This is a genomic window from Streptomyces sp. NPDC005728 (assembly GCF_040630895.1).
Classification (GTDB): domain Bacteria; phylum Actinomycetota; class Actinomycetes; order Streptomycetales; family Streptomycetaceae; genus Streptomyces.
The window spans coordinates 1-20,267 of sequence record NZ_JBEXYL010000124.1; the positions used below are offsets into that span (position 1 = coordinate 1).

21 protein-coding genes are annotated in these 20,267 nt (G+C 70.5%); 20 read left to right on the forward strand and 1 reads right to left on the reverse strand.

Features of this window, described 5'->3' with window-relative positions:
- The 7 genes from aroC to nusB form a co-directional block, all read left to right on the forward strand.
- On the forward strand, nt 1-774 hold a 774-nt coding region (gene aroC / locus ABZ471_RS42280; RefSeq protein WP_359074372.1), incomplete at its 5' end, for a chorismate synthase.
- Between the two features lie 5 nt (nt 775-779).
- Nucleotides 780-1,289: a shikimate kinase gene (locus ABZ471_RS42285; protein WP_359074398.1), complete on the forward strand. Its 510-nt coding sequence runs from the start codon at nt 780-782 to the stop codon at nt 1,287-1,289.
- Nucleotides 1,286-2,377, forward strand: coding sequence for a 3-dehydroquinate synthase (gene aroB / locus ABZ471_RS42290; RefSeq protein ID WP_359074374.1), 1,092 nt, complete (start codon nt 1,286-1,288; stop codon nt 2,375-2,377). The genes ABZ471_RS42285 and aroB overlap by 4 nt, the downstream gene beginning before the upstream one ends.
- A 165-nt stretch (nt 2,378-2,542) precedes the next feature.
- Nucleotides 2,543-3,466, forward strand: a complete 924-nt coding sequence (locus ABZ471_RS42295) for a Pro-rich N-terminal domain-containing protein (protein WP_359074375.1) — start codon at nt 2,543-2,545, stop codon at nt 3,464-3,466.
- 149 nt (nt 3,467-3,615) lie between these two features.
- Complete coding sequence (locus ABZ471_RS42300) at nt 3,616-4,722, forward strand: aminopeptidase P family protein (protein ID WP_359074376.1); 1,107 nt, start codon at nt 3,616-3,618, stop codon at nt 4,720-4,722.
- A 51-nt stretch (nt 4,723-4,773) separates the two neighbouring features.
- Complete coding sequence (efp, locus tag ABZ471_RS42305) at nt 4,774-5,340, forward strand: elongation factor P (RefSeq protein ID WP_020117452.1); 567 nt, start codon at nt 4,774-4,776, stop codon at nt 5,338-5,340.
- A gap of 2 nt (nt 5,341-5,342) precedes the next feature.
- Nucleotides 5,343-5,777, forward strand: a complete 435-nt coding sequence (nusB, locus tag ABZ471_RS42310; protein ID WP_359074378.1) for a transcription antitermination factor NusB — start codon at nt 5,343-5,345, stop codon at nt 5,775-5,777.
- 165 nt (nt 5,778-5,942) lie between these two features.
- Here the strand turns inward: nusB and bldD are convergent, their stop codons facing one another.
- On the reverse strand, nt 5,943-6,446 hold the full coding sequence (gene bldD, locus ABZ471_RS42315; protein ID WP_086170636.1) for a transcriptional regulator BldD: 504 nt from the start codon (nt 6,444-6,446) through the stop codon (nt 5,943-5,945).
- A 252-nt stretch (nt 6,447-6,698) separates the two neighbouring features.
- On the opposite strand from bldD, the gene pyrR reads away from it, so the two are divergent.
- From pyrR to ABZ471_RS42380, 13 genes are all read left to right on the forward strand, one after another.
- A complete protein-coding gene (gene pyrR / locus ABZ471_RS42320) occupies nt 6,699-7,271 on the forward strand; it encodes a bifunctional pyr operon transcriptional regulator/uracil phosphoribosyltransferase PyrR (protein WP_359074380.1) in 573 nt (190 codons plus the stop codon).
- 91 nt (nt 7,272-7,362) lie between these two features.
- Nucleotides 7,363-8,343: an aspartate carbamoyltransferase catalytic subunit gene (locus ABZ471_RS42325; RefSeq protein WP_359074381.1), complete on the forward strand. Its 981-nt coding sequence runs from the start codon at nt 7,363-7,365 to the stop codon at nt 8,341-8,343.
- 5 nt (nt 8,344-8,348) lie between these two features.
- Nucleotides 8,349-9,635: a dihydroorotase gene (locus ABZ471_RS42330; RefSeq protein WP_359074382.1), complete on the forward strand. Its 1,287-nt coding sequence runs from the start codon at nt 8,349-8,351 to the stop codon at nt 9,633-9,635.
- The gene (locus ABZ471_RS42335; protein WP_359074384.1) at nt 9,632-10,192 is read left to right on the forward strand and encodes a hypothetical protein; all 561 of its coding nucleotides are present in this window, start codon (nt 9,632-9,634) and stop codon (nt 10,190-10,192) included. Before ABZ471_RS42330 ends, ABZ471_RS42335 begins: the two co-directional genes overlap by 4 nt.
- Nucleotides 10,189-11,331: a glutamine-hydrolyzing carbamoyl-phosphate synthase small subunit gene (gene carA / locus ABZ471_RS42340; RefSeq protein ID WP_359074386.1), complete on the forward strand. Its 1,143-nt coding sequence runs from the start codon at nt 10,189-10,191 to the stop codon at nt 11,329-11,331. Before ABZ471_RS42335 ends, carA begins: the two co-directional genes overlap by 4 nt.
- Complete coding sequence (carB, locus tag ABZ471_RS42345) at nt 11,324-14,632, forward strand: carbamoyl-phosphate synthase large subunit (protein ID WP_359074387.1); 3,309 nt, start codon at nt 11,324-11,326, stop codon at nt 14,630-14,632. Before carA ends, carB begins: the two co-directional genes overlap by 8 nt.
- Before the next feature lie 83 nt (nt 14,633-14,715).
- Entirely contained in the window at nt 14,716-15,822 is a 1,107-nt protein-coding gene (locus ABZ471_RS42350; protein ID WP_359074388.1) for a quinone-dependent dihydroorotate dehydrogenase, read from the forward strand.
- Nucleotides 15,819-16,664 carry an orotidine-5'-phosphate decarboxylase gene (gene pyrF / locus ABZ471_RS42355; protein WP_359074390.1) on the forward strand — a complete coding sequence of 282 codons (846 nt, stop codon included), beginning with the start codon at nt 15,819-15,821 and terminating at the stop codon, nt 16,662-16,664. The genes ABZ471_RS42350 and pyrF overlap by 4 nt, the downstream gene beginning before the upstream one ends.
- A gap of 299 nt (nt 16,665-16,963) precedes the next feature.
- A complete protein-coding gene (locus ABZ471_RS42360; protein ID WP_003977346.1) occupies nt 16,964-17,287 on the forward strand; it encodes an integration host factor in 324 nt (107 codons plus the stop codon).
- A 60-nt stretch (nt 17,288-17,347) separates the two neighbouring features.
- Nucleotides 17,348-17,905, forward strand: coding sequence for a guanylate kinase (gene gmk / locus ABZ471_RS42365; RefSeq protein WP_359074392.1), 558 nt, complete (start codon nt 17,348-17,350; stop codon nt 17,903-17,905).
- Between the two features lie 74 nt (nt 17,906-17,979).
- Nucleotides 17,980-18,252: a DNA-directed RNA polymerase subunit omega gene (rpoZ, locus tag ABZ471_RS42370; RefSeq protein ID WP_030810584.1), complete on the forward strand. Its 273-nt coding sequence runs from the start codon at nt 17,980-17,982 to the stop codon at nt 18,250-18,252.
- Between the two features lie 100 nt (nt 18,253-18,352).
- On the forward strand, nt 18,353-19,555 hold the full coding sequence (coaBC, locus tag ABZ471_RS42375) for a bifunctional phosphopantothenoylcysteine decarboxylase/phosphopantothenate--cysteine ligase CoaBC (protein WP_359074395.1): 1,203 nt from the start codon (nt 18,353-18,355) through the stop codon (nt 19,553-19,555).
- Between the two features lie 261 nt (nt 19,556-19,816).
- On the forward strand, nt 19,817-20,267 hold a 451-nt coding region (locus tag ABZ471_RS42380), incomplete at its 3' end, for an S-adenosylmethionine synthetase N-terminal domain-containing protein (RefSeq protein ID WP_359074397.1).

Here is a 20,267-nt window from a genome sequence, read left to right on the forward strand (position 1 = left end):
GCCTCGGCCCGTGAGACGGCGGCGCGTGTGGCGCTCGGTGCGGTCGCACGGTCGTACCTGAAGGAGACGGCCGGTATCGAGATCGTCTCCCACGTCGTGGAACTGGCCTCCGCCAAGGCGCCCTACGGCGTCTACCCGACCCCGGCCGACGTGGAGCAGTTGGACGCGGATCCGGTGCGCTGTCTGGACGCGGACGCGTCGAAGGCGATGGTCGCGGAGATCGACCAGGCTCACAAGGACGGCGACACCCTAGGTGGTGTGGTCGAGGTACTGGCCTACGGCGTGCCGGTCGGCCTGGGCTCGCACGTGCACTGGGACCGGCGCCTGGACGCCCGGCTGGCCGCCGCACTCATGGGCATCCAGGCGATCAAGGGTGTCGAGGTCGGCGACGGCTTCGAGCTGGCCCGGGTGCCGGGCTCGAAGGCGCACGACGAGATCCTCACGAGCGCCGACGGCATCAAGCGGGCCACCGGTCGCTCCGGCGGCACCGAGGGCGGCCTGACCACCGGCGAGCTGCTGCGCGTCCGCGCCGCGATGAAGCCGATCGCAACCGTGCCCCGCGCCCTGCAGACCATCGACGTCGCCACCGGCGAGGCCGCCCAGGCCCACCACCAGCGTTCGGACGTGTGCGCCGTCCCGGCGGCCGGCATCGTCGCCGAGGCGATGGTGGCGCTGGTCCTGGCTGACGCGGTCGCGGAGAAGTTCGGCGGCGACAGCGTGCCCGAGACCCGCCGCAACGTGCAGTCGTACCTCGACAACCTCCAGATCCGGTGACCGCGATGCCTGCGGTCGTACTGGTCGGGCCGATGGGCGTGGGCAAGTCCACGGTCGGGCAACTGCTGGCCGAGCGGCTGGGTACCGGTTACCGGGACACGGACGACGACATCGTCGCCGCCGAGGGCCGGACCATCGCCGAGATCTTCGTCGACGACGGGGAACCTGCCTTTCGCGCGACCGAGAAGCGGGCGGTGCAGGCCGCGCTCGCCGAGCACGAGGGCGTCCTCGCGCTCGGCGGCGGAGCCATCCTCGACGCGGACACCCGAGCGCTGCTCGCCGGGCACCGGGTGGTCTACCTCTCCATGGACGTCGAGGAGGCGGTCAAGCGCACCGGCCTCAACGCGGCCCGCCCACTCCTCGCGGTCAACCCCCGCAAGCAGTGGCGCGAGCTGATGGAGGCCCGGCGGCACCTGTACGAGGAGGTCGCCACGGCCGTTGTGTCCACTGACGGCCGCACGCCCGAAGAAGTCGCCCAAGTCGCCCTGGACGCACTGGAGTTGAAGGAAGCATGAGCGAGGCAGTCACCCGGATCCAGGTCGCAGGCACCGCGGGTACCGACCCGTACGAGGTGCTCGTCGGCCGGCAACTCCTGGGCGAGCTGCCCGGGCTGATCGGGCCGAAGGCCAAGCGGGTCGCGGTGATCCACCCCGAGGCGCTGGCCGACACCGGTGACGCGCTGCGTGCCGACCTGGCCGAGCAGGGCTTCGAGGCGGTCGCCATCCAGGTGCCCAACGCGGAGGAGGCCAAGACCGCCGAGGTCGCCGCCTACTGCTGGAAGGCCCTGGGCCAGTCCGGCTTCACCCGCACCGACGTCATCGTCGGCGTCGGCGGCGGTGCCACCACCGACCTCGCCGGCTTCGTGGCCGCCACCTGGCTGCGCGGCGTGCGCTGGATCGCCATCCCCACCACGGTCCTCGCCATGGTGGACGCGGCGGTCGGCGGCAAGACGGGCATCAACACCGCCGAGGGCAAGAACCTCGTGGGTGCGTTCCACCCGCCGGCCGGTGTGCTGTGCGATCTGGCCGCGCTGGACTCCCTCCCGGTCAACGACTACGTCTCCGGGCTGGCGGAGGTCATCAAGGCCGGCTTCATCGCCGACCCGGCGATCCTGGACCTGATCGAGGCCGACCCCGAGGCCGCCCGCACCCCGGCGGGCCCGCACACCGCCGAGCTGATCGAGCGCTCGATCCGGGTCAAGGCCGAGGTCGTCTCCTCCGACCTGAGGGAATCCGGTCTGCGGGAGATCCTGAACTACGGCCACACGCTCGGCCACGCGATCGAGAAGAACGAGCGGTACAAGTGGCGGCACGGCGCGGCGGTCGCCGTCGGCATGCACTTCGCCGCCGAACTGGGCCGTCTGGCGGGCCGTTTGGACGAGGCGACGGCGGACCGCCACCGCACCGTCCTCGAATCGGTCGGCCTCCCGCTGCACTACCGCTACGACCAGTGGCCCAAGCTGCTGGAGACGATGAAGGTCGACAAGAAGTCCCGCGGCGACCTGCTGCGCTTCATCGTGCTCGACGGGCTCGCCAAGCCGACCGTCCTGGAGGGCCCGGACCCGGCCGTCCTCCTCGCCGCCTACGGAGAAGTGGGCCAGTAAGTACCCCGCTGTTCCTTCCGTCCGATTCCCCTTCCGGGCCGGGCACTTCGGACCGCCCCCGGTCGTTTCACCAAACGACGGCCGGGGGCGGTACCGTTCGGTAGGGAGCGGGCTCCGTACCCGCCTTCCAGCGCCGAATGTGTGTACGAGACGGAGTGGCAACGGATGCAGCACGCAGTGGGGTCTCCGCTGCCGCCGCCCCACCAGCCGGGGCAGGGACCGCACGCCGGCTGGGCGCCGGCCGCACACCACCCGGGAGCCCCGCAGGGTCCCGCACCCGCGCCCCCGCCGCCACCCGGCTTCCCGGGAGCCGGAGCGGGATCCGCGCCCCCATCCGGCCCCATGCCACCCGCACCCCCGTCCGGTCCGGTGCCGCCCGCACCCCTTTCCGGTCCCGTGCCGCCCGCACCCCCGCAGCACGCCCCCGCCCCGCCGCCGCCCGACACCACCGGCCACGTGCCGCTGCCCCCCGGCGGCCCCGTCGGTGTGCCCACCGCGCCGCCGGCTGCGGCCGCCGTCCCCGACCCGACGGCCACCACGCTCGCCGTGCTGCTGATCGGCCCCGCGGGCGCGGGCAAGACGAGCGTGGCCAAGTACTGGGCGGACCGCCGCCGGGTGCCCACCGCCCACATCAGCCTGGACGACGTGCGCGAATGGGTCCGCTCGGGCTACGCGAACCCGCAGTCCGGGTGGAACGACAACTCCGAGGCCCAGTACCGCCTGGCCCGCCGCACCTGCGGCTTCGCCGCCAGGAACTTCCTGGCCAACGGGATCTCCTGCATCCTCGACGACGCCGTCTTCCCGGACCGCCCCGTCGTGGGCCTCGGCGGCTGGAAGCGTCATGTCGGCCCGGGCCTGCTCCCCGTCGTCCTCCTCCCGGGCCTCGACATCGTCCTGGAGCGCAACGCCGAGCGCAGCGGCAACCGCCGCCTCACCGACGAGGAGGTCGCCCGCATCCACGGCCGCATGGCCGGCTGGTACGGCTCGGGCCTCCCGATCATCGACAACTCCCAGCTGGACATTCCGGGGACGGCCAGGGTCCTGGACGACGTCCTGGCGCGAGCGATCGCGAGCCCACCGAGCTGGTAGGCAGGGGGGCGTGTCCCCACCTGAAGGGGTGCGGGGAACTGCGCGACAAGCCCCCCACCCGCACCCGGCAAACAACCGCACCACCCCCACCGACCCCACTCGGCCCCCACCAACCGGCACAACCCGGGCAAAACTCCTACGCTCGTCTCATGTCAGAGGTGTACGCGACCCGTCGGGCCCAGCTCAGGGAACGCTGCAACGCGGCCGGCACCGCGGCAGCGCTCGTCTCGCGCCCCGCCAACGTGCGCTATCTCGCCGGAGCCGCCCCGCAGGGCGCCGTACTGCTGCTCGGCAGGAGCGACGACCTGCTGGTCTGCGCCGGCCCACTGGAAGACCGGCCGACCGAGGGCCGTCCCGACGAGGCCCTGAGGCTGCACGTCCTGTCCTCGACCGGCGGGGACCCCGTGGTCGCGGCAGCCGGTCTCGGCGCGGCACAGGGGGCCGATTCCCTCGCGGTCGAGGAACACCACCTCACCGTCGCTCGCCACCGGGCCGTCTCCTCCGTCGCCCCGGGGCTGCGCCTCGCCGATCTCGGCGCAGCAGTCGAGCAGCTCAGGGTCGTCAAGGACGAGGAGGAGATCTCCTGCCTCCGCATCGGTGCCGAGATCGCCGACCAGGCCCTCGGCGAGCTGCTGGAGTCCATCCTGGTCGGCCGCACCGAGCGGCACCTCGCGCTGGAGCTGGAGCGGCGCCTGGTCGACCACGGTGCCGACGGGCCGGCCTTCGCGACCTCCGTGGCCACCGGCCCGCACTCCGGCCGCCGTGGTCACCGCCCCACCGACCGCCGGGTGGAGGAGGGCGACTTTCTCTCGGTCTGCCTGGGCGCCACCTACCGCGGCTACCGCTGCGAGATCGGCCGTACTTTCGTCATCGGTACCTCGCCCGCCGACTGGCAGATCGAGCTGTACGACCTGGTCTTCGCCGCTCAGCGGGCCGGACGCGAGTCCCTGGCGCCCGGTGCCGCCTACCGCGAGGTGGACCGCGCGGCGCGTCAGGTACTGGACTCCGCGGGCTATGCGGAGGCACTGCCACCGCTGACGGGACACGGCGTGGGACTCGAAATCGACGAGGACCCGCAGCTGGCGCCCGCGGCAATGGGTAAACTGGACGCTTGCGTGCCGGTCACCGTCGAACCGGGGGTCCACCTCCCGGGCCGGGGCGGCGTCCGGATCGATGACACGCTCGTCGTACGCCCCGAGGCGGACGGCGGACCCGAGCTACTCACCATCACGACCAAGGAACTGCTCGCACTCTAGGCAGGTGCGTGCGCCGGGGTCGTCCACGTCAGTCCAGGAGATTCCGCAACCGTGGCTTCCACGAACGACCTCAAGAACGGCCTTGTGCTCAAGCTCGAAGGCGGCCAGCTCTGGTCCGTCGTCGAGTTCCAGCACGTCAAGCCCGGCAAGGGCCCGGCCTTCGTGCGCACCAAGCTCAAGAACGTGCTCTCGGGCAAGGTCGTCGACAAGACCTTCAACGCCGGCGTCAAGGTCGAGACTGCCACTGTCGACAAGCGCGACATGCAGTTCTCGTACATGGACGGCGAGTACTTCGTCTTCATGGACATGGAGACCTACGACCAGCTCATGGTCGACCGCAAGGCCGTCGGCGACGCCGCCAACTTCCTCATCGAGGGCTTCACGGCCACCGTCGCGCAGCACGAGGGCGAGGTGCTCTTCGTCGAGCTGCCGGCCGCCGTCGAGCTCGTCGTCCAGGAGACCGAGCCGGGCCTGCAGGGTGACCGCTCCACCGGTGGCACCAAGCCCGCCACCCTGGAGACCGGCCACCAGATCCAGGTCCCGCTCTTCATCACCACCGGTGAGAAGATCAAGGTCGACACCCGTACGAGCGACTACCTCGGCCGGGTGAACAGCTAACCGTGGCTGCTCGCAACACGGCCCGCAAGCGTGCCTTCCAGATCCTCTTCGAGGGCGACCAGCGCGGAGCCGACGTCCTGACGGTCCTCGCGGACTGGATCCGGCTCTCCCGGGCCGACACCCGGCAGCCGCCGGTGAGCGAGTACACGATGCAGCTGGTCGAGGGCTACGCGGAGCACGCGCGGCGCATCGACGAGCTGATCGCCCAGTACGCGGTGGGCTGGACGCTCGACCGGATGCCGGTCGTCGACCGCAACATCCTGCGCCTGGGTGCCTACGAGCTGATCTGGGTGGACGAGACCCCGGACGCCGTCGTCCTGGACGAGATGGTGCAGCTGGCGAAGGAGTTCTCCACGGACGAGTCGCCCTCGTTCGTGAACGGCCTGCTCGGCCGTCTCAAGGAACTGAAGCCGTCGCTGCGCCGGGACGAGGCGTAAGCCGGTACGACGATACGCCGGAGGGCCCGCAGCGGTCGCGCTGCGGGCCCTCCGGCGTATCCGTACGTCCGCCCCCTGAAAGGCGCGCAGAAAGCCGCCGGGGTGGCCGGAACCGTACAGTTCCGGCCACCCCGGCGGCACGTTTCTGCTGAGTCGGTGGCGAGGTCAGCTCTCCTCGTGGGTGGCCACCGCGCGGCGCGCGTCCGCGTCCAGGACACCCCAGCTGATCAGCTGCTCGGTGAGAACCGAGGGGGACTGGTCGTAGATGACGGCGAGTGTGCGCAGGTCATCCTGGCGGATCGACAGCACCTTGCCGTTGTAGTCGCCGCGCTGGGACTGGATCGTCGCCGCGTAGCGCTGGAGGGGGCCGGCCTTCTCGGCCGGCACGGTGGCCAGCCGCTCCAGGTCCAGGACGAGCTTCGGCGGCGGCTCGGCCGCGCCGCCCGGCGTGGTGCCGGGCAGAAGCTCCTGGACCGGAACGCCATAGAAATCGGCCAGTTCGGCGAGGCGCTGCACGGTCACGGCACGGTCACCGCGCTCGTACGAACCGACCACCACGGCCTTCCAGCGACCCTGGGACTTCTCCTCGACACCGTGGAGGGAAAGGCCCTGCTGGGTGCGGATGGCCCGGAGCTTGGCCCCGAGCTGTTTGGCGTATTCGCTGGACATATGGCTCCCCGGACACTGTGTCGACGCGGTCGGCTGTGTTTCCCGCCGCGCGGCTGGTAACTCACTGTGAGGTTACGCAGCGTGACTCTCATGCGTCAAGCCGAATGGTCCACACCGACTCTTCCGTGGTAGCGGCGGCCGATTACGCCAACCGGGTGATCGAGGGCCGCCTGGGACCTGCTACGGTGGATGGCGCAAATCCGACGTCCTTTAAGGTCCGTCCCGTGAGGCGGAGAAGGAGGTCCGTTTCGTATGGACTCGCACGCCAACCCGTATGCGTCCGATGCGCGGCCCGTACTCGAAGGTCCCGACATCGCGCGGGTGCTGACCCGTATCGCCCACGAGATCGTCGAGCGCGCCAAGGGCGCCGACGACGTGGTGCTCCTCGGCATCCCGACCCGCGGGGTATACCTGGCCCAGCGGCTCGCCGCCAAGCTGGAGCAGATCACCGACCGCAAGGTCCCCGTCGGCTCGCTCGACATCACCATGTACCGCGACGACCTGCGCATGCACCCGCCGCGTGCGCTGGCCCGCACCGAGATCCCCGGTGACGGCATCGACGGCCGTCTGGTCGTCCTCGTCGACGACGTGCTCTTCTCGGGCCGCACCATCCGCGCCGCCCTCGACGCCCTGAACGACATCGGGCGCCCGCGCGCGGTGCAGCTCGCGGTCCTGGTCGACCGCGGCCACCGCGAACTGCCCATCCGCGCCGACTACGTCGGCAAGAACCTCCCCACGTCGCTGCGGGAGACGGTCAAGGTCCAGCTCGCCGAGGAGGACGGTCGCGACACCGTGCTGCTCGGTGTGAAGCCGGGCGACCAGTAGCAAGTCAGGCGCGCACGGCCGCTTCGGCGTGCCGACACGCGCACGGTTTGCCCTAATCCTCCCGAATGAACTGCCTTACGGAGCCTGACAGATGCAGCGTCATCTCATCTCGGCCGCCGATCTCACCCGCGACGACGCCGTCCTGATCCTCGACACCGCCGAGGAGATGGCCCGGGTCGCCGACCGGCCGATCAAGAAGCTGCCGACCCTGCGCGGCCGCACGATCGTCAACCTCTTCTTCGAGGACTCGACCCGCACCCGGATCTCCTTCGAGGCCGCCGAGAAGCGCCTGTCCGCGGACGTCATCAACTTCACCGCCAAGGGGTCGAGCGTCTCCAAGGGCGAGTCCCTGAAGGACACCGCCCAGACCCTGGAGGCCATGGGTGTCGACGCCGTCGTCATCCGGCACGGCGCCTCCGGAGCCCCGTACCGCCTGGCCAACTCCGGCTGGATCGACGCCGCCGTCATCAACGCCGGCGACGGGACCCACCAGCACCCCACGCAGGCCCTGCTCGACGCCTTCACCATGCGCCGCCGCCTGGTCGGCCGGGACGCCGGCCTCGGCCAGGACCTGGCCGGCAAGCGGATCACCATCGTCGGCGACGTCCTGCACAGCCGGGTCGCCCGCTCCAACGTCGACCTGCTGCACACCCTCGGCGCCGAGGTCACCCTCGTCGCCCCGCCCACCCTGGTGCCGGTCGGCGTCGGGACCTGGCCGTGCGAGGTGTCGTACGACCTCGACAGCACGCTGCCCAAGTCCGACGCGGTGATGATGCTCCGCGTCCAGCGGGAGCGCATGAACGCCGCCTTCTTCCCGACCGAGCGCGAGTACTCGCGGCGCTACGGCCTCGACGGCGAGCGCATGGCGAAGATGCCCGAGCACGCCATCGTGATGCACCCCGGCCCGATGGTCCGCGGCATGGAGATCACCGCCGAGGTCGCCGACTCCGACCGCTGCACCGTCGTCGAGCAGGTCGCGAACGGAGTCTCCATCCGGATGGCCGTCCTGTACCTGCTGCTCGGCGGCAACGAACCCGCCGTCGCCCACGCCCGCACCAACGAGGAGAAGTAAGACCCATGAGCAAGATCCTGATCCGTGGTGCGAAGGTGCTCGGCGGCGAACCGCAGGACGTACTGATCGACGGCGAGACCATCGCCGAGGTGGGTACGGCCCTCAGCGCCGAGGGCGCCGAGGTGGTCGAGGCCGGCGGCAAGGTGCTGCTGCCGGGCCTGGTCGACCTGCACACCCACCTGCGCGAGCCGGGCCGCGAGGACTCGGAGACCGTGCTCACCGGTACGCGGGCGGCGGCGAGCGGCGGCTTCACGGCCGTGTTCGCCATGGCCAACACCTTCCCGGTCGCCGACACCGCCGGTGTGGTCGAGCAGGTCTACCGGCTCGGCCAGGAGCACGGCTACTGCGACGTCCAGCCCATCGGCGCCGTCACCGTCGGCCTGGAGGGCAGGAAGCTCGCCGAGCTGGGCGCCATGCACGAGTCGGCCGCCGGGGTCACCGTCTTCTCCGACGACGGCAAGTGCGTGGACGACGCCGTGATCATGCGCCGCGCCCTGGAGTACGTGAAGGCCTTCGGCGGTGTCGTCGCGCAGCACGCGCAGGAGCCGCGGCTCACCGAGGGCGCCCAGATGAACGAGGGTGTCGTCTCCGCGGAGCTGGGCCTGGGCGGCTGGCCGGCCGTCGCCGAGGAGTCGATCATCGCGCGGGACGTACTGCTCGCCGAGCACGTCGGCTCCCGCGTGCACATCTGCCACCTGTCGACCGCGGGGTCCGTCGAGATCGTCCGCTGGGCCAAGTCCCGCGGCATCGACGTCACCGCCGAGGTGACCCCGCACCACCTGCTCCTGACGGACGAGATGGTGCGCACGTACAACCCGGTCTACAAGGTCAACCCGCCGCTGCGCACCGAGCGCGACGTGCACGCCCTGCGTGAGGCGCTCGCCGACGGCACGATCGACATCGTCGCCACCGACCACGCCCCGCACCCGCACGAGGACAAGGACTGCGAGTGGGCCGCGGCCGCCATGGGCATGGTCGGCCTGGAGACCGCGCTCTCGGTGGTCCAGGAGACCATGGTCGACACCGGCCTGCTGGACTGGGCCGGCGTCGCCGACCGCATGTCCGTCAAGCCCGCGCGGATCGGCCAGGCCAAGGGCCACGGCCGTCCCGTCTCGGTTGGTGAGCCCGCCAACCTCACCCTGGTGGACACGGAATACCGTGGGCAGGTGGACCCCGCAGGCTTCGCCTCGCGCAGCCGCAACACCCCGTACGAGGGACGCGCGCTGCCGGGCCGTGTCACCCACACGTGGCTGCGGGGCAAGGCGACGCTCGTCGACGGGAAGCTCACGTGACACCTGTAATCCTGCTGGCCGAGGCGGAGAAGTCGGCCGAGGTCACCCACTGGGGAGCCCGCATCGGCTGGCTCGTCGGCCTCGCCCTCTTCGTCGCGCTCATCTACTGGCTGATGCGCGAGGGCTGGAAGTGGCGCGGCACGCTCCAGGGCGACCTGCCCGAGCTGCCCAGCGCGCCGGACGAGCCCGGTGCGGCCAGACTGACGATGAGCGGCCGTTACCACGGCTCGACCACCGCCGGGCAGTGGCTGGACCGCATCGTGGCCCACGGCCTCGGCACCCGCAGCCGCGCCGAGCTGACCCTCACGGACGCGGGCCTGGAGGTCGTACGCCCCGGGGCGACCGACTTCTTCGTCCCCGTCGCCGCGCTGCGCGAGGCCCGGCTGGACAAGGGCATCGCCGGCAAGGTCCTCACCGAGGGCGGACTGCTGGTGGTGACCTGGGAGCACGGCGACAAGCTGATCGACTCCGGCTTCCGGTCCGACCGCGCGGCCGAGCACACCGAATGGGTCGACACCCTGAACCAGATGATCAACAACACGGAAGGCGCACGATGACGACCTCCACCAGGGGAGCTGCCAAGGTTCCCGCCGTACTCGTCCTGGAGGACGGCCGCACCTTCCGCGGCCGCGCCTACGGGGCCGTGGGGGAGACCTTCGGCGAGGCCGTGTTCTCCACCGGCATGACCGGCTACCAGGAGACCCTGACCGACCCGTCGTACGACCGCCAGATCGTCGTCGCGACCGCCCCGCAGATCGGCAACACCGGCTGGAACGACGAGGACGACGAGTCGCGCCGCATCTGGGTCTCCGGCTACGTCGTGCGCGACCCCGCGCGCGTGCCGTCCAACTGGCGCGCCAAGCGCTCCCTGGACGACGAGCTGGTCGCGCAGGGCGTGGTCGGCATCTCCGGGATCGACACCCGCGCCCTCACCCGCCACCTGCGCGAGCGAGGTTCGATGCGTGCCGGCATCTTCTCCGGGGAGGTGATCGCCCCCGAGACCGAGCTGGTCGAGCGCGTGCAGGCCCAGCCGCACATGAAGGGCGCGAGCCTCTACGAGGAGGTCGCGACGAAGGAGGCGTACGTCGTCCCGGCGATCGGCGAGAAGAGGTTCACCGTCGCCGCGATCGACCTCGGCATCAAGGGCATGACCCCGCACCGCATGGCCGAGCGCGGCATCGAGGTGCACGTGCTGCCTGCGACGGCCACGCCGGAGGACATCTACGCGGTCGACCCGGACGGCGTCTTCTTCTCCAACGGACCCGGTGACCCGGCCACCGCCGACGGTCCGGTCGCCCTGATGACCGCCGTCCTGGCGCGCAGGACACCGCTGTTCGGCATCTGCTTCGGCAACCAGATCCTCGGCCGCGCCCTCGGCTTCGGCACCTACAAGCTGAAGTACGGCCACCGGGGCATCAACCAGCCGGTGCAGGACCGTACGACCGGCAAGGTCGAGGTCACCGCGCACAACCACGGCTTCGCCGTGGACGCGCCGCTCGACCAGGTCAGCGAGACGAAGTTCGGCCGCGCCGAGGTCTCGCACGTCTGTCTGAACGACAACGTCGTGGAGGGGCTGCAGCTGCTGGACCAGCCGGCCTTCTCCGTCCAGTACCACCCCGAAGCGGCAGCGGGCCCGCACGACGCCGCCTACCTGTTCGACCGCTTCGTATCCCTGATGGAGGGCCAGCGTGCCTAAGCGCACCGATATCCAGTCCGTCCTGGTCATCGGCTCCGGCCCGATCGTCATCGGCCAGGCCGCCGAGTTCGACTACTCCGGCACTCAGGCGTGCCGGATTCTGCGGGCCGAGGGTCTGCGGGTGGTCCTGGTCAACTCCAATCCGGCGACGATCATGACGGACCCGGAGATCGCCGACGCCACCTACGTCGAGCCGATCACCCCGGAGTTCGTCGAGAAGATCATCGCCAAGGAGCGCCCCGACGCGCTGCTGCCCACTCTGGGTGGTCAGACGGCCCTGAACACCGCCATCTCGCTGCACGAGAACGGTGTGCTGGACAAGTACGGTGTGGAGCTGATCGGCGCGAAGCCGGAGGCGATCCACAAGGGCGAGGACCGTGACCTGTTCAAGGGCGTGGTCGAGGCCGTCAACGCGAAGATCGGGCACGGCGAGTCCGCCCGCTCGGTCATCTGCCACACCATGGACGACGTCCTGGGCGGCGTCGAGACGCTCGGCGGCTACCCGGTCGTGGTCCGCCCCTCCTTCACCATGGGCGGCGCCGGTTCCGGCTTCGCGCACGACGAGGAGGAACTGCGTCGTATCGCCGGCCAGGGCCTGACGCTGTCGCCGACCACCGAGGTGCTCCTGGAGGAGTCCATCCTCGGCTGGAAGGAGTACGAGCTGGAGCTGATGCGTGACAAGCACGACAACGTCGTGGTCGTCTGCTCCATCGAGAACTTCGACCCGATGGGTGTGCACACCGGTGACTCGATCACCGTCGCCCCGGCGATGACGCTGACCGACCGCGAGTACCAGATCCTGCGGGACATCGGCATCGCCGTCATCCGCGAGGTCGGCGTCGACACCGGCGGCTGCAACATCCAGTTCGCGGTGAACCCCGAGGACGGCCGCGTCATCGTCATCGAGATGAACCCGCGCGTCTCGCGTTCCTCGGCGCTCGCCTCCAAGGCCACCGGCTTCCCCATCGCCAAGATCGCCGCCAAGCTCGCCGTCGGCTACACCCTCGACGAGATCCCGAACGACATCACGAAGGAGACCCCGGCCTCCTTCGAGCCCACGCTCGACTACGTGGTCGTCAAGGCCCCGCGCTTCGCCTTCGAGAAGTTCCCGCAGGCCGACAGCACCCTCACCACCACGATGAAGTCGGTCGGCGAGGCCATGGCCATCGGCCGCAACTTCACCGAGGCCTTCCAGAAGGCGCTGCGCTCGCTGGAGAAGAAGGGCAGCCAGTTCACCTTCGTCGGCGAGCCCGGCGACAAGGACGCGCTGCTGAGCGAGGCCGTACGCCCCACCGACGGCCGGATCAACACGGTCATGCAGGCCATCCGCGCGGGCGCCACGCCCGAGGAGGTCTTCGAGTACACGAAGATCGACCCCTGGTTCGTGGACCAGCTCTTCCTGATCAAGGAGACCGCGGACGAGCTGGCCGAGGCGCCGGAGCTGACCCGCGAGCTGCTCGCCGAGGCCAAGCGGCACGGCTTCTCCGACCAGCAGATCGGCGAGATCCGCGGCCTGCGCGAGGACGTCGTCCGCGAGGTCCGGCACGCCCTCGGCATCCGCCCGGTCTACAAGACGGTCGACACCTGTGCCGCCGAGTTCGCCGCCAAGACGCCGTACTTCTACTCCTCCTACGACGAGGAGACCGAGGTCGCGCAGCGCGAGAAGCCCGCGGTGATCATCCTGGGCTCCGGCCCCAACCGCATCGGCCAGGGCATCGAGTTCGACTACTCCTGCGTCCACGCCTCCTTCGCGCTGTCCGACGCCGGGTACGAGACCGTGATGGTCAACTGCAACCCGGAGACCGTCTCCACGGACTACGACACCTCCGACCGCCTGTACTTCGAGCCGCTGACGCTCGAGGACGTGCTGGAGATCGTCCACGCGGAGTCCCTCGCCGGCCCGATCGCGGGTGTGGTCGTGCAGCTGGGCGGCCAGACCCCGCTGGGCCTCGCACAGGCCCTCAAGGACAACGGGGTGCCGATCGTGGGCACCCCGCCCGAGGCGATCCACGCCGCCGAGGACCGCGGCGCCTTCGGCCAGGTCCTCGCCGAGGCCGGCCTGCCCGCTCCCAAGCACGGCACGGCCACCACCTTCGCCGGCGCCAAGGCGATCGCCGACGAGATCGGCTACCCGGTCCTCGTCCGGCCGTCCTACGTCCTCGGCGGGCGCGGCATGGAGATCGTCTACGACGAGACCCGCCTGGCCTCCTACATCGCCGAGTCGACCGAGATCAGCCCCTCCCGGCCGGTCCTCGTCGACCGCTTCCTGGACGACGCCATCGAGATCGACGTCGACGCCCTGTACGACGGCGAGGAGCTGTACCTCGGCGGCGTCATGGAGCACATCGAGGAGGCCGGCATCCACTCCGGCGACTCGGCGTGCGCCCTGCCCCCGATCACCCTGGGCGGCTTCGACATCAAGCGCCTGCGGGCCTCGACGGAGGCGATCGCGAAGGGCGTCGGCGTGCGCGGCCTGATCAACATCCAGTTCGCGATGGCGGGCGACATCCTCTACGTCCTGGAGGCCAACCCGCGCGCCTCCCGTACGGTCCCCTTCACCTCGAAGGCGACCGCGGTGCCCCTGGCCAAGGCCGCCGCCCGGATCTCGCTCGGCGCGACCATCGCCGAGCTGCGCGCCGAGGGCCTGCTGCCGCAGACCGGCGACGGCGGCGAGCTGCCGCTGGACGCGCCGATCTCCGTCAAGGAAGCCGTCATGCCGTGGTCGCGCTTCCGCGACATCCAGGGCCGCGGCGTCGACACCATCCTCGGCCCGGAGATGCGCTCCACCGGCGAGGTCATGGGCATCGACTCCGTCTTCGGCACGGCGTACGCCAAGTCGCAGGCGGGCGCCTACGGCCCGCTGCCCACCAAGGGCCGCGCGTTCATCTCGGTCGCCAACCGCGACAAGCGCTCGATGATCTTCCCGGCGCGTGAGCTGGTCGCGCACGGCTTCGAGCTGCTCGCCACCTCCGGCACGGCCGAGGTCCTCAAGCGCAACGGCATCAACGCCACGGTCGTGCGCAAGCAGTCCGAGGGCACCGGTCCGAACGGCGAGAAGACCATCGTCCAGCTCATCCACGACGGCGAGGTCGACCTCATCGTCAACACCCCGTACGGCACCGGCGGCCGCCTCGACGGCTACGACATCCGTACGGCCGCGGTGGCCCGCTCCGTGCCGTGCCTGACGACCGTCCAGGCGCTCGCGGCGGCCGTCCAGGGCATCGACGCCCTCAACCACGGTGACGTGGGCGTCCGCTCGCTCCAGGAACACGCGGAACACCTGACCGCGGCCCGCGACTAGCAGCCCCGAGGGGGACACCGGAAACGGTGTCCCCCTCTTCATGAGGACTCCTGATCTTCATGAGGACCCTGAGGACTTCCGAGATGTACAAGCTTTTCTTCCGTCTGGTTTTCAAACGGATGGACCCGGAGCAGGCCCACCACCTGGCCTTCCGCTGGATCCGCCTCGCCGCCCGCATCCCCGTGCTGCGCACCTTCGTCGCGGCCGCGCTCGCGCCCCGCTACAAGGAGCTGCGCACGGAGGCCTTCGGGCTGCGCATGCACGGTCCCTTCGGGCTGGCCGCGGGCTTCGACAAGAACGCCGTCGCCATCGACGGCATGTCGATGCTCGGCTTCGACCACGTCGAGATCGGCACGGTCACCGGTGAGGCCCAGCCCGGCAACCCCAAGAAGCGGCTGTTCCGGCTCGTCGCCGACCGGGCGTTGATCAACCGCATGGGCTTCAACAACGACGGATCCCTGACGGTCGCGGCGCGCCTCGCCACCCGCGAACCCGTCTTCAGGACGGTCGTCGGCGTCAACATCGGCAAGACCAAGGCCGTCCCGGAGGCGGAGGCCGTCGGCGACTACGTGAAGTCGGCCGAGCGGCTGGCAGCGTACGCCGACTATCTGGTCGTGAACGTCTCCTCACCGAACACGCCCGGCCTGCGCAACCTGCAGGCGGTGGACCACCTGCGCCCCCTCCTGAGTGCCGTACGCGAGGCCGCCGACCGTACGGTCGCCAACCGGCGTGTCCCGCTGCTGGTGAAGATCGCGCCCGACCTCGCGGACGAGGACATCGACGCGGTCGCCGACCTGGCCGTGGAGCTGGGCCTGGACGGCATCATCGCCACCAACACCACCATCGCGCGCGACGGCCTCGGTCTGACATCCGAACCCAAGCTCGTGAAGGAGACCGGCGGGCTCTCCGGTGCCCCCCTGAAGGCACGCTCCCTGGAGGTCCTGCGCCGCCTGTACGCGCGCGTGGGCGACCGGATCACCCTGGTGGGTGTCGGCGGCATCGAGACCGCCGAGGACGCCTGGCAGCGCATCCTGGCCGGTGCCACGCTGGTCCAGGGGTACAGCGCCTTCATCTACGAGGGCCCCTTCTGGTCCCGCGCCCTCCACAAGGGCCTCGCCGCGCGCCTGCGCACCAGCCCGTACGCCACCCTCGCCGACGCGGTCGGCGCCGACGTGAGGAAGACCGCATGAGTGCTCTCGAACCCTTCGGCGCCCGTCTGCGCCGCGCCATGGACGAGCGCGGCCCGCTGTGCGTCGGCCTCGACCCGCACGCCTCCCTGCTCGCCGAGTGGGGCCTGAACGACGACGTGGCCGGTCTGGAGCGGTTCAGCCGCACGGTCGTCGAGGCGGTGGCCGACCGGGTCGCCGTCATGAAGCCGCAGAGCGCCTTCTTCGAGCGGTTCGGCTCGCGCGGCATCGCCGTCCTGGAGAAGGCGGTCCAGGAGGCCCGCGCGGCCGGCACCCTGGTCGTGACGGACGCCAAGCGCGGCGACATCGGCTCGACCATGGCCGGGTACGCGGAGGCCTTCCTGCACAAGGACGCCCCGCTGTTCTCCGACGCCCTGACCGTCTCGCCCTACCTCGGCTACGGCTCGCTCAGCCCGGCCGTCGCACTGGCCCGGGAGAGCGGTGCCGGGTTGTTCGTCCTGGCCCTCACCTCGAACCCGGAGGGGCCGGAGGTCCAGCACGCGGTCCGCGCCGACGGCCGCACCGTGGGCGCGACCATGCTGGCCCACCTGGCCGCCGAGAACGCGGGCGAGGAGCCGCTGGGCTCCTTCGGGGCGGTCGTCGGCGCCACGGTGGGCGACCTGTCGTCGTACGACCTCGACATCAACGGCCCGCTCCTCGCGCCCGGTGTCGGTGCGCAGGGGGCGACACCGGCCGACCTTCCCAAGGTCTTCGGCTCCGCGCTGCGCAACGTCGTTCCGAACGTCAGCCGGGGTGTGCTGCGGCACGGTCCCGACGTCGCGGCGCTGCGTGCAGCCACGGAACGCTTCGCGGAGGAGATCCGGGCCGCCCTCGGCGACGGCTGAGATCTCCGGCGGGCGCTCCGGCGGACGTCACCAGGGCGACTTGAGTGTGAATACATCCTCAAATCGAGGGCAGTATGTCTGAAATGTCCGTCCTGGCGGCGGCTGACCAGTACTTTTCCGCTGTTCTCGCTGACTCTGGCGGACTTGCCCGCTAGTCTCCGAGCAGTGGGGGCACCTCCCACGCCGTCAAGGCAGTGGGGGAGAACGGGCAGCGTGTTGCTCGTAGCTCCCCAGGTGTGGGGCGACTAGGTTCCTCACCGGTCCGTATCCGACAGTTCGACATCCGAGGTGACGTAGGCGTGGCTCTTCCGCCCCTTACCCCTGAACAGCGCGCAGCCGCGCTCGAAAAGGCCGCCGCGGCTCGCCGGGAGCGGGCCGAGGTCAAGAATCGACTCAAGCACTCCGGCGCCTCCCTGCACGAGGTCATCAAGCAGGGCCAGGAGAACGACGTCATCGGCAAGATGAAGGTCTCCGCGCTGCTCGAGTCCCTGCCGGGCGTGGGCAAGGTCCGCGCCAAGCAGATCATGGAGCGTCTGGGCATCTCCGAGAGCCGCCGCGTGCGCGGTCTCGGGTCCAACCAGATCGCGTCCCTGGAGCGTGAGTTCGGCAGCACCGGCTCCTGAGTCCGGCGCCTGCCGGACCGGGCGTCCCGGGCACCCCGGGATTGCTGGAATAATCGCTGCATGAGTGAACGTCCGCGGCTGACCGTGCTCTCCGGCCCTTCGGGGGTCGGCAAGAGCACGGTCGTCGCCCATATGCGCAAGGAACACCCCGAGGTCTGGCTCTCGGTGTCGGCGACCACCCGCAAGCCGCGCCCCGGTGAGCAGCACGGAGTCCACTACTTCTTCGTCACCGACGAGGAGATGGACAAGCTGATCGCCAACGGTGAGCTGCTGGAGTGGGCCGAGTTCGCCGGTAACCGCTACGGCACGCCCCGCACGGCCGTGCTGGAGCGGCTGGAGAACGGCGAGCCCGTGCTGCTGGAGATCGACCTCCAGGGTGCCCGGCAGGTCCGCGAGTCGATGTCCGACGCCCAGCTGGTGTTCCTGGCTCCGCCCTCCTGGGAGGAGCTGGTGCGCAGGCTCACCGGGCGGGGGACCGAACCGCCCGAGGTCATCGAGCGTCGCCTGGAGGCGGCGAGGACCGAGCTGGCGGCGGAGCCGGAGTTCGACGTGACCTTGGTCAACACCTCCGTCGAGGACGTGGCGAGCGAGCTGCTAGCCTTGATGGACGTTGTGTGATCGTGACCGCTGCACGCTGTGTGCGCAGACCGGTCACACCGACTGATTCTTTCCCACCCATCGGAAGGTAGAGCGTGTCCTCTTCCATCACCGCGCCCGAGGGCATCATCAACCCGCCGATCGACGAGCTCCTCGAGGCCACCGACTCGAAGTACAGCCTCGTGATCTACGCGGCCAAGCGTGCCCGCCAGATCAACGCGTACTACTCGCAGCTCGGCGAGGGCCTCCTCGAGTACGTCGGTCCGCTCGTCGACACCCACGTCCACGAGAAGCCGCTCTCGATCGCCCTGCGGGAGATCAACGCCGGCCTGCTGACCTCCGAGGCCATCGAGGGCCCGGTGCAGTAGTACTTTCAGATCGCAGTTGCTTTATCCACAGGCCCGGCAGCGCTTCTGCCGGGCCTGTGGTGTGTGATGGTCCCGTACGTTGCCGAGCCGGGGAGAGACGGTGGACAAGCCCAAGGTCGTTCTGGGGGTCAGTGGCGGGATCGCCGCGTACAAGGCGTGCGAGCTGCTGAGAAGGTTCACGGAGTCGGGCCACGACGTGCGCGTGGTGCCCACCTCCTCCGCGCTGCAGTTCGTCGGCGCCGCCACCTGGTCCGCCCTGTCCGGCAACCCCGTCTCCACCGAGGTCTGGGACGACGTCCACGAGGTCCCGCACGTCCGTATCGGCCAGCACGCCGAGCTCGTCGTCGTCGCCCCGGCGACCGCCGACATGCTCGCCAAGGCCGCCCACGGCCTCGCCGACGACCTGCTGACCAACACGCTCCTGACCGCTCGCTGTCCGGTCGTCTTCGCCCCGGCCATGCACACCGAGATGTGGGAGCACCCCGCCACCCAGGAGAACGTGGCCACGCTGCGCCGCCGCGGTGCTGTCGTCATCGAGCCCGCGGTCGGCCGCCTCACCGGTGTCGACACCGGCAAGGGCCGGCTGCCCGACCCCGTGGAGATCTTCGAGGTCTGCCGCCGGGTGCTGGCCCGTGGCGTCACCGAGCCCGACCTCGAGGGCCGCCATGTCGTCGTCTCGGCCGGCGGCACGCGCGAGCCCCTCGACCCGGTCCGCTTCCTCGGCAACCGCTCCTCCGGCAAGCAGGGCTACGCCCTCGCCCGCACAGCCGCGGCCCGCGGCGCCCGGGTGACCCTGATCGCGGCCAACACCGGCCTGCCCGACCCGGCCGGCGTCGACGTCGTTCCGGTGGGCACCGCGGTCCAGCTGCGCGAGGCGGTTCTGAAGGCGGCAGCGGACGCCGACGCCGTGGTCATGGCCGCCGCCGTCGCCGACTTCCGCCCCGCGAACTACGCCTCCGGAAAGATCAAGAAGAAGGACGGCCAGGAGCCCGACCCGGTCGTCCTGGTGCGGAATCCGGACATCCTCGCGGAGATCTCGGCCGACCGTCCCCGCCTCGGACAGGTCGTCGTCGGCTTCGCCGCGGAGACCGACGACGTCCTCGCCAACGGCCGTACCAAGCTCGCCCGCAAGGGCTGCGATCTCCTCGTCGTCAACGAGGTGGGGGAGCGCAAGACCTTCGGTTCGGAGGAGAACGAGGCCCTGGTGCTGGGCGCCGACGGCAGCGAGACCCCCGTACCGCACGGCCCGAAAGAGGCCCTCGCGGACATCGTCTGGGACCTCGTGGCGACGCGACTGGGCTGATCGGGTTCCCCCGTCCGGGCACATTTGATTCGGCCGTTCGACCGCTCTTTCCGTACGACGATGTCGCGTGGCGGCCCTGGCCAAGGCCGCTCGGCATTGTGCAGAATGCCCGTGCCGCAGGTCACAGCGCTCCCGAGAGGCGAGACAGGTGGCCCGATGGCCGAGCACGACCGATAAACTGTTGTCGGACGACGCCGGGCGCAGCTCCCGCCGTGGTCCGCCAATGATCAGCCAGCAGCCGCTGCAACCACAGGGAGCGTTGTGTCCCGTCGCCTGTTCACCTCGGAGTCCGTGACCGAGGGTCACCCCGACAAGATCGCTGACCAGATCAGCGACACCATTCTCGACGCGCTTCTGCGCGAGGACCCGACCTCCCGGGTCGCCGTCGAGACGCTGATCACCACCGGCCTGGTGCATGTGGCCGGCGAGGTCACGACCAAGGCGTACGCGGACATCGCGACCCTGGTCCGCAGCAAGATCCTGGAGATCGGCTACGACTCCTCGAAGAAGGGCTTCGACGGCGCCTCCTGCGGCGTGTCGGTGTCGATCGGCGCGCAGTCCCCGGACATCGCGCAGGGCGTCGACACGGCCTACGAGTCGCGGGTCGAGGGTGACGAGGACGAGCTGGACCGGCAGGGCGCCGGCGACCAGGGCCTGATGTTCGGTTACGCGTCCGACGAGACGCCGACCCTGATGCCGCTGCCGATCTTCC

Coding starts and splice junctions, on each gene's coding strand:
- ABZ471_RS42325 (WP_359074381.1), top strand. CDS start 7,363: ATGCAGCGTCATCTCATCTCGGCCGCCGATCTCACCCGCGACGACGCC.
- ABZ471_RS42295 (WP_359074375.1), top strand. CDS start 2,543: ATGCAGCACGCAGTGGGGTCTCCGCTGCCGCCGCCCCACCAGCCGGGG.
- ABZ471_RS42330 (WP_359074382.1), top strand. CDS start 8,349: ATGAGCAAGATCCTGATCCGTGGTGCGAAGGTGCTCGGCGGCGAACCG.
- bldD (WP_086170636.1), bottom strand. CDS start 6,446: ATGTCCAGCGAATACGCCAAACAGCTCGGGGCCAAGCTCCGGGCCATC.
- aroB (WP_359074374.1), top strand. CDS start 1,286: ATGAGCGAGGCAGTCACCCGGATCCAGGTCGCAGGCACCGCGGGTACC.
- ABZ471_RS42285 (WP_359074398.1), top strand. CDS start 780: ATGCCTGCGGTCGTACTGGTCGGGCCGATGGGCGTGGGCAAGTCCACG.
- gmk (WP_359074392.1), top strand. CDS start 17,348: ATGAGTGAACGTCCGCGGCTGACCGTGCTCTCCGGCCCTTCGGGGGTC.
- ABZ471_RS42300 (WP_359074376.1), top strand. CDS start 3,616: ATGTCAGAGGTGTACGCGACCCGTCGGGCCCAGCTCAGGGAACGCTGC.
- carA (WP_359074386.1), top strand. CDS start 10,189: ATGACGACCTCCACCAGGGGAGCTGCCAAGGTTCCCGCCGTACTCGTC.
- ABZ471_RS42350 (WP_359074388.1), top strand. CDS start 14,716: ATGTACAAGCTTTTCTTCCGTCTGGTTTTCAAACGGATGGACCCGGAG.
- pyrF (WP_359074390.1), top strand. CDS start 15,819: ATGAGTGCTCTCGAACCCTTCGGCGCCCGTCTGCGCCGCGCCATGGAC.
- pyrR (WP_359074380.1), top strand. CDS start 6,699: ATGGACTCGCACGCCAACCCGTATGCGTCCGATGCGCGGCCCGTACTC.